Source organism: Desulfoplanes sp., assembly GCF_054921335.1.
The window spans coordinates 1-12,050 of sequence record NZ_JBUDSQ010000079.1; the positions used below are offsets into that span (position 1 = coordinate 1).

The following is a 12,050-nucleotide window of genomic DNA, read 5'->3' on the forward strand; positions in this document are numbered from 1 at the left end:
TCCATATCCGCCCTTGCGGATTCCATATCCGCCCTTGCGGATTCCATATCCGCCCCCCGGATGTAATTTTATTCCCTGGATACCACGTCCTCCATGAATTCGATATCCGAAAACAGGGTAAAAACGGATTCATAGAGGGCAGACAGGGGTTCGGGGTACACGGAAACGGTGGGAGAGGGTTCCGGACGCGAAAAAGGGCAGATATGGAATCTGCCCCTACGAGATTTCTAAAATTTCTCAAATGTTAAATGCCTTACCCCCGAGTCGTCATGAAAACACATAGAGCTTTCCGCGAGACATGCATCAAGACCTTTTTTCTGGTCACTGCATGTGTCTCCATCCTGGTTCTGACTCTGATCATGGTCTTCCTGTTCATGGAGGGGATGCCCATCTTCAAGGACGTCTCGGTGACGGCCTTCCTGTTCGGGAGTGATTGGTATCCCACATCCGATCCCCCGGATTTCGGGATTCTGCCGCTTATCGCGGCCTCCCTGGGCGTAACATTCGTTTCCTCGCTCATGGCCATTCCCCTGGGTGTCATGACGGCCATCTATCTGGCAGAAATCTGCTCCCGGCGGATGCGCAACATCTTAAAGCCCATCGTGGAACTTCTGGCCGCGCTTCCCTCGGTTGTCATCGGGTTTTTCGGCATGGTCATTGTGGCGCCCTTTCTGCAGAATTATTTCGACCTGGACACGGGCCTCAACCTGTTCAACGCCTCGGTCATGCTCGCGTTCATGTCCATCCCCACCATCTGTTCGGTTTCCGAGGACGCCATCTATTCGGTACCCGGCGAACTCAGAGAGGCCTCCCTGGGGTTGGGTGCTACCCACTGGCAGACGATCGCCAAGGTCGTTCTTCCGGCATCCCTTTCCGGCATCAGCACGGCCGTCATCCTGGGCATGTCCAGGGCCATCGGCGAAACCATGGTCGTCTTGATGGTTGCGGGCGGCGCGGCCCTCATCCCCATCTCCATCTTCGATCCGGTCCGTCCCATGCCTGCCTCCATTGCCGCGGAAATGGCCGAAGCCCCCTTTCACAGTGACCATTACTACGCCCTGTTCGCCACCGGCATGGTCCTGTTCATTTTTACCCTGTTCTTCAACATGATCGCCGAACACATCGCCCACAAACACAAACAAACCGGCGCAGCAACGCTCTAGTGCGGCCAAGCCGCAGTTTTAAGTTTTAGGTTTAAGTTTTAGTTTTTAGATTTTAGGTTTTAATTTCAAACTATTATACCATTTTCTTGTTTTTTATACCAGAACATTCTGTAACTATTCAGCCACCAATAGCCCGATCCTGTTTTGTCCCTTCCGGGAACGCCGAGCGTCTGCTCGGCAATGCGTGTACAAACCGGCAGAAAACAGGGAGAATGGTACCGTCGGATCAACGATGACGATATACCACTAGGCAGTGTCCGAAAGGCCGAGCAGACGCTCGGCGTTCCCAGGAAAAGCCACTGCCTCATGCCGAGTTATGGTGCTGAATAGTTACAACATTCTGAATAAGGTACTCAAAGGTGCGAAAGACATCATGAACAATGCGACAACTCGAAAAGCCATCCAGGCCGGAGTATTCTCCCTGCTGCGTCTTTCGGTCATCGTTAACGGGCTCGCTCTGGCCATCATCGTCTATTTTCTGGTAGTCAACGGTGCCCATGTGATCACCTGGGACTTTCTGACCCAGAAACCCTTTGATTCCATGACCCAGGGCGGGATCATGCCCTGTATCGTGGGGACGATCATCCTCAGTTTCGGTTCCATGGCCATCGCCTTCCCCCTGGGGGTATCCTCGGCCATCTATCTGCACGAATATGCCAGACCGGGCAAGCTGCTCCGATTCATCCGATTTGCCATCAACAATCTGGCAGGAGTCCCCTCGGTGGTCTTCGGTCTCTTCGGCCTGTCCCTGTTCGTCACCTGGATGGGATTGGGGGTGAGCATCCTCTCGGGTATCCTGACCCTGGGATTTCTGGTTCTGCCGGTGATCATCGGGACATCGGAAGAAGCCCTGCGCTCGGTCCCCCAGACCTACCGCGAGGCCTCTCTCGGGCTCGGCGCCACCAAATGGCAGACCATCCGTCAGGTCGTCCTTCCGGCCGCCCTTCCGGGAATGCTGACCGGATCCATCCTGGGGCTCAGCCGGGCTGCGGGAGAAACCGCCGCGATCATGTTCACGGCAGCGGTCTATTTTTCCCCCAAGATGCCCACGTCCATTTTTCACGATGTCATGGCCCTGCCCTATCACGTCTATGTCCTGGCAACCGCGGGCACCGCCATCGACAAGACCCGACCCCTCCAGTATGGAACATCCTTGGTTCTGATCATCCTTGTTTTCGGGATGAACCTCATTGCCATCTGGTACAGGGCCAGGATCCAGAAACGGGCCAGGTAACATCTTTCAAAACCACAACCGGAATAACGTGTCATGCGCATACTGATCGTCGAGGACGAACCCGATATCCTGAACCTGCTCGCCTTCAACCTGGAAAACTCCGGATTCGAGACGACCAAGGCCGTGGACGGCTACGATGCCCTGGAAAAAGTCCGCAAGGACGCCCCCGATCTGATCCTTCTCGATCTGATGCTCCCGAAACTGAACGGATTCGAGGTCTGCCGGAAAATTCGGGAAAATCCCGGTCTCAAACACATTCCCATCATTATGCTCACGGCCAAGGGGGAGGAAGGAGACACCATCACCGGGCTGGAACTGGGGGCCGATGATTATGTGACCAAACCCTTCAGCCCCAAGGAATTGATCCTGCGAATCAGAGCGATCCTCCGAAGGATCAAACCGGCACCCAGAGAAATGACCGAATGGAAGAACAAGGGGATCTACGTCAATTTCGAGACCTACGAATTCCGGATCGATGGTGACACGGAAGAACTCACGGCCACGGAATTCAAACTGGTCAGGGAACTCATTCTCAATCAGGGTCGACCGCTGACCAGAGAACACCTCCTGTCCAGGGTCTGGGGGTATGAATTCGAAGGATATGCTCGAACAGTAGACACCCATATTCGGCGGTTACGCAAGAAAATGGGTGCCCACTTTCATCTTCTGGAAACCGTCCGCGGTATCGGCTACAGGATGAAATAATGCATCGTTTTGTTTTTTCCCTTTCTCGCAACCTCATGGTCCGGTCCGTTAGTACCTCACTCGCGCAAGTCTGCCATAAAAAACAAGAAAATTTTATAACAGCTTGAACTTAAAACTTAAAACCTAAAACCTAAAACTGCGGCTTGGCCGCATTAGGTAGAGAGCATGCAAAACTTTTCGTTCAAGACAAAAATTCTTTTCGTCTTTGTGGCCATCCTCGTCTGTGCCCTGATCCTTCCGTCCCTGATCTACCGGCACAAAATGGTCTCGACCATCAGACAGGATGTCCTGACAACAGCCAGCAGGCAGCTGCACACCGTTTCCTGGCTGCTGAAAGACAACAATGGCCCCTATTCACCCACCTCCCTGGAACGTCGGGTCCAAGAGATCGGGGAGCATGTCGGGGTCCGGATCACTTTCGTGGACATCAGCGGCCGCGTGGTCGCCGATTCCGATATCGATCAGGACCATCTCCTGAAACTGGACAACCATGCATCGCGCCCGGAAATTGTCGAATCCCAGACCGAACCGGTCGGTATCAGCGTCCGTTTCAGCAGCACTATCGGTCACGACCTCATCTATATGGCCCAGAAGCAGACTCTTCCCGGAATCGGTCCGGGTATCGTCCGTATTTCCCTGCCCTATTCCGAGATGCAGGAACTCCTCGACACAATGACCGCCCATTTTCTCGGTATCATGGCCCTGACCATGCTCATCTTTGCCGCATTGACCACCCTGTTCGCCAGACAATTGACCCAGTCCATCACGCATCTGGTCTCCGTGGCGGTTTCCATCGGAGAGGGCGAATATGCCAAACGGGTTCGGGTAGCTCCGAGCAAGGAATTTGCCCCGTTGCTCAAGGCCGTCAACCACATGGCGGAAAAAATCCAGACGAATATCGAGATCATCACCTCCCAGAAAAGGGAACTCGAGGCCATCCTAAACGGTATGAAAGAGGGCGTGGTCACCCTGGACAGCAAAGGCAACATCCTTGAGTGGAATCAGAGCATGGAAACCATTTTTCCCGACATCGTGGACAAACGAGGCCATCGACCCATCGAGGCCATCCGCATTCCTGAACTCGAAACCACCTGCCAGGCCGTCATCCAGGATGAAGAGCCCCATCAGAAAACGGTTTCCCTGCAACTCAAAACCAATGACGGCAAATACTATGATGTCAACATCGTTCCCACGGGCAAGAAAGACATCAAGGCCATCGTTGTCCTCCACAACATTACCGAAATCAAACGTCTTGAAATGGTTCGCAAGGATTTCGTGGCCAACGTGTCCCATGAATTGCGGACCCCTCTGACATCCATCAAGGGATACACTGAAACATTGATGACCATGGACGAATGCCGGGGAGACAACATTTCCGAATTTTTGAAAATTATCCTCAAACATACCGATGCCATGGCCAATATTCTCAACAACCTCCTCAATCTGGCCCGGTTGGAAGGCAACGCCGGAACAAGCGAGGTTTCGAGCCAACCGGTCCATGTGAAAGCGGCCCTGGCCATGGCCAAAAAAAGCATCGCCCATATGGCTGAGCCCAAACAGGTCACCCTCGAGGAAGACCTACCTGATGAAGAATGCACGGTTCTGGCCAATCCCGCCCAGCTGGAACAGGTTTTCAAGAACCTTCTCGAGAACGCTGTCAAGTACGCTCCCGAACAAATCGGTTCCATCACGGTGCGGATCAAGAAAAGCGGCGAGGAGTGTCTCTTTGAGGTGGAAGACAACGGCCCCGGCATACCCGTGCAGGACCGAGAACGAATTTTCGAACGGTTCTACAGGGTGGAAAAGGATCGGAACAGCAAAATAGCCGGGACCGGTCTCGGCCTGGCCATCTGCAAACACATCATCCTCCAGCATGGCGGCCGGATATGGGTGACCAGTCCCATTGACCATGGATCCGGAACACGGTTCTCGTTCACTCTCAAGAAAGTCTAGTCACTCAGATGGCCTTGAGCACCCCGAAACAATATTGTGCCACGACTATCCATGTACCTTCAAAATCAAAGGTGAAGCAACGGTATGCAGCCTCTTGTCAAATGCACTTCAGAAAACTTGGACTTTTTTTATGGTGAGTTCCATGCCCTCCATGCCATTGACCTCGAGTTCTATGAGAACAAGGTCACTGCGCTGATCGGCCCGTCCGGATGCGGCAAAAGCACGTTTTTACGGTGCATCAACCGCATGAACGATCTGATTCCCGGAACCCGGGTGAAAGGCAGGCTAACCCTGGACGGTGAGGATATCTATGCCACCAACCTCGACGTGGTCTCCTTGAGACGCAGGGTGGGCATGGTTTTTCAGAAACCCAACCCCTTTCCCAAGACCATCTTCGAAAACGTGGCCTATGGACTGCGTGTCAACATGATCAAGGACAGGGAATTCATTGCTGAACGGGTTGAGGAGAGCCTCAAACTGGCCGCCCTGTTCGAGGAGGTCAAGGACCGCATCCACGAAAGTGCCCTGGGACTCTCGGGCGGACAGCAACAGCGGTTGTGCATAGCCCGGGCACTGGCCGTGGAGCCCGAAGTCCTGCTCATGGACGAACCTGCATCCGCTCTCGATCCCATTGCCACGCAAAAGATCGAAGAACTCATCCATGAACTCAAACAGCGCTTCACCATCATCATTGTCACCCACAACATGCAGCAGGCTGCTCGGGTATCGGACCGGACCGCGTTCTTCTACATGGGCAAGCTCATTGAGGTAAACGAGACCGGAAAAATATTCACCAAGCCCGATCAAAAACAAACCGAGGAGTACATAACCGGTCGTTTCGGCTGATCGCGCATCCCTGGAATGTCCCCTCCAGATCTCGTTCACATGAAATCCAGACCGAAGTAAATGACCGCTGATCGCGGCTTGATCGCTCACCAGCGATCATATTCTCAACCGTCCAAAATACCGAGTAGATCATGAAATCAACAACGCATCTGCATAAAGAACTGGAAGTCTTGAAGGCGAAACTTCTCGAAATGGTCGCTCTTGCCGAAAGGGCCGTGCATAACAGCATCACCGCCTATGTGGAGCGCGACCAGGATCTCGCCGAGGAGGTCATTGTCAAGGACGCCGAGATCAACGCCCTTGACGTGGAAATCGACAAATCCTGTCTCGAGATCCTGGCCCGTGAGTCTCCCGTGGCCCAGGACCTCCGCTTTCTTCTCGGGTGTTTCCGGATCAGCATTGAAATCGAACGGATAGCAGACGAGGCCGTGAACATTGCCGAGCATTCCCTGACACTCAGCAACCGGCCTACCCTGCCATTTCAGAATGATATTCTTCTCATGGCTCAAAAAGCGACCAAGATGCTCGAACTTTCCATTCAGTACCTGACCGCCGAAGACTCGGAAGGCGCTCTCAGCGTCCGCAGCATGGACGACGAGGTGGACGCTCTGCACCACGCTACGATCAAGAAAATCGTCAAGTTCATGATCAGCGACACCCCGGCCATCGAGCGATCCGTATACACGATCAACATTGTCAAGCGTCTCGAGCGGATCGGCGATCTCGCGACCAATGTGGCTGAAAGTGTGGTCTTCATCTTCAAGGGGATCAACATCCGTCATCACTCCAGTTTCGATGGGCTCGACGAATATTATTGATAGGTTGGGGAAAAACGGTTTTAAATTTGTAACTATTCAGCCGATGAAGGCTCGATCATGCATTGCTCCTCCCGGGAACGCCGAGCGTCTGCTCGGCCTTGGGGCAATGCATAGGGAGTACACCACCATGTTCGCCTGCACCCCATCTGCCCCTGGTCCTGCCGGTCAGTAAACGCAGTGCCGACCAGGAGGTCGGCGTTCCCAGGAGGGTCAGTGCATGATCCGACCATCTCCGGCTGGACACTCCCCCTTTTCCCTGGAATCGACAGACCTGCATTCCCTCCCCCACCTCCCGCTCGACTCCCGCCAACCATTTGACATTGTCTCCAGTGCGTAGCAAAAAGTCTTCGCGCCACAGCGATGCCCAACGTTTCTTCCCTCCACCCATCCCCTGACCCGGCGCGCATATCTCTTCTTTCCCAAAACCTCTTCCCTTTTGGAGAGGTTTTTTCGCCCATTATTTGCAAGGAAACTTTCATGGCAAGAAACCATAAAAAAATCGGCCGCAACGATCCCTGTCCCTGTGGGAGCGGCCTCAAGTACAAACAATGCTGCATGAAGAAGGCAACCCCCCAGACCGAATCCCTGGCCGACCAGTATCTGCGCAAGCACAAGATCCGCCTCAAATCTCCCAAGGATATCGAAGGCATCCGCACCTGCGGCGAGCTGGTCATGGCCACCTTTGAAGAAGTCAAAAAAATCCTGGTTCCGGGCACGACCACGGAAGAGATCAACACGGTCGTCCACGGATTCACGATCAAGAACGGGGCCATTCCCGCTCCCCTGAATTACAACGGCTTTCCCAAAAGCGTGTGCACCTCGGTGAACGAGGTCGTGTGCCATGGCATCCCCGGCCCCTATGCCCTGAAAGACGGGGACATCATCGACGTGGATATCACCTCCATCCTGGACGGCTATTATGCCGACTGCAACCAGACCTTCTTCATCGGCACCCCCTCTCCCGAGGCCGTGCAGCTCGTGGACATCACCCGGGAATCCCTCAAGCGGGGCAAGGAAATGGCCAGACCCGGCAACTCTATCGGCGACATCGGCTGGGCTATCCAGCACTATGCCGAATCCCAGGGGTGCTCGGTGGTCCGGGAACTCGTGGGCCACGGGGTCGGATTCAACTTCCACGAAGCCCCGGAGGTTCCCCATTTCGGCAGACGGGGGTACGGGGTCGAGATCGTACCGGGCATGGTCTTCACTATCGAACCGATGATCAACCGGGGTGCACGTCACGTGCGCACCCTTGACGACCATTGGACGGTGGTTACTAAGGATGGTTCACTCTCGGCACAGTTCGAGCAGACCTTTGTGATCACTGGAGAGGGTTGCGAAAGCCTGACCCCCTTTGACCTCTAGGAATCCTTCCATGCGCCAGACAGTCCGCATCATTTTTCTGGGAATATTTTTTCTCCTGATCTCCGCCCCCACGGCCTTCGCCTGGGGCGCCGGGGTCCATATGGCCATCGGCAACCATATTCTGAACCATCTCGGAATGATCGCTCCGGCCATCGCTGCGGTCCTTGCCAAACATCCCAGATCGTTTCTTTACGGCTGTCTGAGCGCGGATATCTTCATCGGCAAGGGATGCCGGACCACGCCGACCCACAGCCACAATTGGTCAGTGGGCAAACGTCTTCTGGACCTCGCCCCGTCCAGCCGGCTCAAGGCATATGCCTACGGCTATTTGAGCCATCTGGCCGCCGATACCGTGGCCCACAATTTTTACGTCCCCAACATGCTCGCCCAGACCCCGGGCAGCGGCAAACTGAACCATGTGTACATCGAAATGCAGGCCGATATGTATGTCGCATGGAACCCGTCCGAGGCCAGAGAACTCTTCAAGCACAAACACCGGGGAGCCGACAGGACCCTTCTCGAGGTCACGGAAAACAAACGTTTCCCCTTCTATCTGAAAAAACAGCTCTTCCGGGGGAGTGTTCTGGCATCGGGGCAGAAATCCTGGAACACCTCCCTGGGACTCATGGATCAGGTCATCCCCCGCGCTACGGACCCGGCATATCTCGACCAGATGGTCCTTTTGAGCCGGAACGTTGTCCGTGACTTCCTGTCCACCCCCAAGACCTCCGTGGTCCTGGACCTCGATCCCGTGGGCACCAGAAACCTCAGGCACGCCCACCTGGCCCGCAAGGGACGCAGGAAGGCCATCAGACAGGGAAAATCCCTGCCCGTCTTCCCGGTCCCCCTCAAACTCAGGGACCTCGTCCCGGGGAGCCCTTCCGGCAAGACATGGCTCCGGGCGGCCAATGACAGCTGAATGTATCCGCAACTATTCAGGTGTTTCCCATTGCAGGCATATGCCCACAGCCCAAGAAAAGCTCTCACCGCCCCGCTCGCAAACTCGCTCGAGACCCAGCGACGCAGAGAAAAACATGGAGAGAAATGTTAAAAATGTTAGAAATTTGAGAGATTTTAGAGGTTTGAGAAATTTAGATAGTTATTAATCAGCGCTAATGTTGGGCGTTGAATAAAGGATTGTAGCCCCACAATCTGACCCGCATAGTTCCCACATTCTTCCGAGAGGCCGATGAAAAACCCCGTCCCCCGCGCAGCAGCCATCCATGATCTTTCCGGATTCGGCCGGACCTCCCTTTCGGTGGTCATTCCCATTCTCTCCTCCATGGGCGTGCAGCCCTGTTCCCTGCCCACGGCCGTGCTCTCCACCCACACCGGGGGGTTCCAGAACTACCGGTTCGTGGACCTGACCGAGCAGATGCAGACCATCGTCACCCATTGGAAGGAGATCGGCATCCATTTCGACGCCGTATACAGCGGGTTTCTCGGGTCATTCAAACAGATCGATATCGTCCAGGACTTCATTCGGGACTTTTCCAATAAGGACCAGCTCATTCTGGTCGACCCGGTCCTTGGGGACAACGGCAAGCCTTACTCGACCATGGACGCATCCATGATTGCCAAAATGCGGGGGTTGGTCGAACACGCCGATGTAATCACCCCCAATTTCACCGAAGCCGCCTTTTTGCTGGACGAACCCTATGATCCGTCCATTAGTCTGGACAAACTCAAGACATGGACCAAAAGGCTGGCCGACAAGGGCCCCCGCAAGGTGATCATCACCAGCGTACCCGTTCCCGAGGATACGAATGTCTCCTCGGTCCTGGCCTACAACCGGCCCGACGACAGATTGTGGAAGGTGGATTGCAGTTATATCCCGGCCCATTATCCCGGCACCGGAGACATCTTTGCCAGCGTCATCGTGGGCTCCCTGCTCCAGGGTGACAGCCTGCCCATCGCCCTGGACAGGGCCGTGCAGTTCGTGTCCCTGGCCATCCGATCCACCTTTGGCTACGATTTTCCGGCCCGGGAAGGCGTGCTCCTGGAGCGGGTCCTCCCCAGTCTGAGCGGCCCGGTCATGGCCTCCAGCTACCAGATCCTGGAATAGTCCCCATGGCGCATCCCATCCTCGAAAAACAATGCTTCATCTTTGATCTGGACGGCACCGTGTACCTGGGCGACCATCCCATTCCCGGCACGGTGAAGTTCATCCGGGATCACTGGCAGAACAAAGACTTTTTCTTCCTGACCAACAACACCTCAAAAAATCTCAACACCTACCTGGCCCGACTGCACGGTCTGGGCATCCCGGCGACCATGGACCGGATCATCTCTCCCCTGATCCCCCTGGTGGACCATTTGCGGGAAAATGCGCTCCTGGCCGTCTACCCCGTGGGCAACACCGAATTTTGTGCCTACATCCGAGAACATCTTCCCGAGTGCGTATTTACGGACGATCCCGCCCGGTGCAAGGCGGTCCTGCTCGGCTATGATACTGAGCTGACCTATAAAAAGCTGCGCACCTCCTGCCTGCTCCTGCAAAACAGAAATATCGCCTTTCTGGCCACGCACCCGGACAGGGTCTGCCCTTCCCCCGAGGGCCCGCTCCCGGACACGGGCAGCTTTATCGCCCTGTACGAATCCGCCACGGGCCGCGCCCCGGACATCATCTTCGGCAAACCCAACACCATCGTGCTCGAGCGGCTCCTCCAAACCTACCTTCCCCGCGACATGGTCATGGCCGGAGACCGGTTGTACACCGACATGGTCCTGGCCCGTAACGCCGGCATGGACAGCATTCTCGTTCTGAGCGGCGAATCCAGCCAGGAGGATGTGGACGCATGCCCGGACAAACCCACCTGGGTCCTGCCGGATCTGGGCGTCATCTGAAAATCTTCATTACCTCCCATCACGACGCATTTCTTCTTCCAAAGCCTTCCCCTCCCTGCAAGCCGATAGCCCCACCCTGCCAAAATCGCACTGCTACTTTGCATCGGCTCGCCATAAGAAACTGCTGCCATCGCCCCCCGAATCCCCCTCCTGAAAATCCTCGGAAACCAACCTCTCGCCTTGTCTCTTCACGCATTCTCGTGCTAGGTCTTTGACCGAACAAGACCTTCATGTATGTATGACATCTCCATGCGGCAAACCACCACAATACCGAAAAACCGTCTTCCTCTTCCCGGGACGGCACCAGGCGGGGAAACCTCCATGATCCGATGTATCACCATATCCTTGATGCTCATTCTCTCCGCTTTTCCAGCCTTTGCCCGTCAAACCATGGTCTTTGCCACATATCCGGATGCCGACACCCCCAACATCGTGCTCGCGAAGGCGGTCATCACCGAGGCCTACGATCGTCTGGGCATGGACATCGAACTGCAATACCTTCCCGGCTACAGGATGTTCAAAAAGGCGAACAACGGCAGCGTGGACGGGCTTCTTTTCAATGTACCCGACATCGGCGCTTCGTACTCGAATCTGATCAGGGTCGACACACCGGTCTTCCATTCACAAATCATGGCGTTCACGAAAAATGCATCCATGCCCATAACCGACTGGAACAGCCTGCAACCGTACCGGATCGGATATGTGCGAGGATTTTTGCTGGCAGAAAAGCGCACAAAGGACATGCTGACCGAAGCCCTGGACGAACAGGAAGACATGCTGCTCATGCTCGCACGCGGCAGAATCGATGTGGCTGTGGACTCGTATCTGACCTGCATGTTCACCATCAAAAAGCTGGGGCTGCAGGGAATCGCACCCATACATCCGCCATTGGAAACCCTGGCCTCATTTCATTATCTGAACCGAAAGCATGAAAATCTGGTTCCCAAGGTCCTGCACGTCTTGTCGACCATGGAACAGGATGGGACGATCCAGGCCATGCGAAACACCATCGTCCACCAACTACTGGGTGAAAACTGATGCGATCCATCAAGACGATCCTCATTCTGAGCCTGAGCACGGTCATTGTACTCGTGGGCTTTGCCACGGCCCTTGTGTACT

The 12,050-nt window shown here is 55.0% G+C and carries 13 protein-coding genes; 12 read left to right on the forward strand and 1 reads right to left on the reverse strand.

Features of this window, described 5'->3' with window-relative positions; all coding sequences use genetic code 11:
* Positions 1–269: 269 nt before the first annotated feature.
* The 7 genes from pstC (at position 270) to phoU (ending at position 6,719) form a co-directional block, all read left to right on the forward strand.
* A complete protein-coding gene (pstC, locus tag ACY692_RS12600) occupies positions 270–1,163 on the forward strand; it encodes a phosphate ABC transporter permease subunit PstC (RefSeq protein ID WP_462325726.1) in 894 nt (297 codons plus the stop codon).
* A gap of 180 nt (positions 1,164–1,343) precedes the next feature.
* The gene (locus ACY692_RS12605; RefSeq protein WP_462324775.1) at positions 1,344–1,493 is read left to right on the forward strand and encodes a hypothetical protein; all 150 of its coding nucleotides are present in this window, start codon (positions 1,344–1,346) and stop codon (positions 1,491–1,493) included.
* Positions 1,494–1,536: 43 nt separating this feature from the next.
* Positions 1,537–2,397 carry a phosphate ABC transporter permease PstA gene (pstA, locus tag ACY692_RS12610; protein WP_462325727.1) on the forward strand — a complete coding sequence of 287 codons (861 nt, stop codon included), beginning with the start codon at positions 1,537–1,539 and terminating at the stop codon, positions 2,395–2,397.
* A gap of 33 nt (positions 2,398–2,430) precedes the next feature.
* Positions 2,431–3,102, forward strand: coding sequence for a response regulator transcription factor (locus ACY692_RS12615; protein WP_462325728.1), 672 nt, complete (start codon positions 2,431–2,433; stop codon positions 3,100–3,102).
* Positions 3,103–3,267: 165 nt separating this feature from the next.
* Positions 3,268–5,055: a HAMP domain-containing sensor histidine kinase gene (locus ACY692_RS12620; RefSeq protein WP_462325729.1), complete on the forward strand. Its 1,788-nt coding sequence runs from the start codon at positions 3,268–3,270 to the stop codon at positions 5,053–5,055.
* Between the two features lie 84 nt (positions 5,056–5,139).
* Entirely contained in the window at positions 5,140–5,901 is a 762-nt protein-coding gene (gene pstB / locus ACY692_RS12625) for a phosphate ABC transporter ATP-binding protein PstB (protein ID WP_462325730.1), read from the forward strand.
* A gap of 131 nt (positions 5,902–6,032) precedes the next feature.
* The gene (gene phoU, locus ACY692_RS12630; protein ID WP_462325731.1) at positions 6,033–6,719 is read left to right on the forward strand and encodes a phosphate signaling complex protein PhoU; all 687 of its coding nucleotides are present in this window, start codon (positions 6,033–6,035) and stop codon (positions 6,717–6,719) included.
* 55 nt (positions 6,720–6,774) lie between these two features.
* On the opposite strand, the gene ACY692_RS12635 is transcribed toward phoU, so the two are convergent.
* Positions 6,775–7,059 carry a hypothetical protein gene (locus ACY692_RS12635; RefSeq protein ID WP_462325732.1) on the reverse strand — a complete coding sequence of 95 codons (285 nt, stop codon included), beginning with the start codon at positions 7,057–7,059 and terminating at the stop codon, positions 6,775–6,777.
* Between the two features lie 137 nt (positions 7,060–7,196).
* Here ACY692_RS12635 and map point away from each other — a divergent pair, with 137 nt between their 5' ends.
* The 5 genes from map (at position 7,197) to ACY692_RS12660 (ending at position 11,969) form a co-directional block, all read left to right on the forward strand.
* Positions 7,197–8,084 carry a type I methionyl aminopeptidase gene (map, locus tag ACY692_RS12640; protein ID WP_462325733.1) on the forward strand — a complete coding sequence of 296 codons (888 nt, stop codon included), beginning with the start codon at positions 7,197–7,199 and terminating at the stop codon, positions 8,082–8,084.
* A gap of 10 nt (positions 8,085–8,094) precedes the next feature.
* Positions 8,095–9,003: a zinc dependent phospholipase C family protein gene (locus ACY692_RS12645; RefSeq protein WP_462325734.1), complete on the forward strand. Its 909-nt coding sequence runs from the start codon at positions 8,095–8,097 to the stop codon at positions 9,001–9,003.
* A 270-nt stretch (positions 9,004–9,273) separates the two neighbouring features.
* A complete protein-coding gene (locus ACY692_RS12650) occupies positions 9,274–10,149 on the forward strand; it encodes a pyridoxamine kinase (protein WP_462325735.1) in 876 nt (291 codons plus the stop codon).
* A 5-nt stretch (positions 10,150–10,154) separates the two neighbouring features.
* Positions 10,155–10,931: an HAD-IIA family hydrolase gene (locus tag ACY692_RS12655; protein WP_462325736.1), complete on the forward strand. Its 777-nt coding sequence runs from the start codon at positions 10,155–10,157 to the stop codon at positions 10,929–10,931.
* Positions 10,932–11,252: 321 nt separating this feature from the next.
* Positions 11,253–11,969, forward strand: a complete 717-nt coding sequence (locus tag ACY692_RS12660) for a substrate-binding periplasmic protein (protein WP_462325737.1) — start codon at positions 11,253–11,255, stop codon at positions 11,967–11,969.
* Positions 11,970–12,050: the final 81 nt, after the last annotated feature.

Bases quoted from the DNA above. Each gene is read 5' to 3' on its own strand.
- pstC (WP_462325726.1), top strand. From the start codon at position 270: ATGAAAACACATAGAGCTTTCCGCGAGACATGCATCAAGACCTTTTTT.
- ACY692_RS12605 (WP_462324775.1), top strand. From the start codon at position 1,344: ATGCGTGTACAAACCGGCAGAAAACAGGGAGAATGGTACCGTCGGATC.
- pstA (WP_462325727.1), top strand. From the start codon at position 1,537: ATGAACAATGCGACAACTCGAAAAGCCATCCAGGCCGGAGTATTCTCC.
- ACY692_RS12615 (WP_462325728.1), top strand. From the start codon at position 2,431: ATGCGCATACTGATCGTCGAGGACGAACCCGATATCCTGAACCTGCTC.
- ACY692_RS12620 (WP_462325729.1), top strand. From the start codon at position 3,268: ATGCAAAACTTTTCGTTCAAGACAAAAATTCTTTTCGTCTTTGTGGCC.
- pstB (WP_462325730.1), top strand. From the start codon at position 5,140: ATGCAGCCTCTTGTCAAATGCACTTCAGAAAACTTGGACTTTTTTTAT.
- phoU (WP_462325731.1), top strand. From the start codon at position 6,033: ATGAAATCAACAACGCATCTGCATAAAGAACTGGAAGTCTTGAAGGCG.
- map (WP_462325733.1), top strand. From the start codon at position 7,197: ATGGCAAGAAACCATAAAAAAATCGGCCGCAACGATCCCTGTCCCTGT.
- ACY692_RS12645 (WP_462325734.1), top strand. From the start codon at position 8,095: ATGCGCCAGACAGTCCGCATCATTTTTCTGGGAATATTTTTTCTCCTG.
- ACY692_RS12650 (WP_462325735.1), top strand. From the start codon at position 9,274: ATGAAAAACCCCGTCCCCCGCGCAGCAGCCATCCATGATCTTTCCGGA.
- ACY692_RS12655 (WP_462325736.1), top strand. From the start codon at position 10,155: ATGGCGCATCCCATCCTCGAAAAACAATGCTTCATCTTTGATCTGGAC.
- ACY692_RS12660 (WP_462325737.1), top strand. From the start codon at position 11,253: ATGATCCGATGTATCACCATATCCTTGATGCTCATTCTCTCCGCTTTT.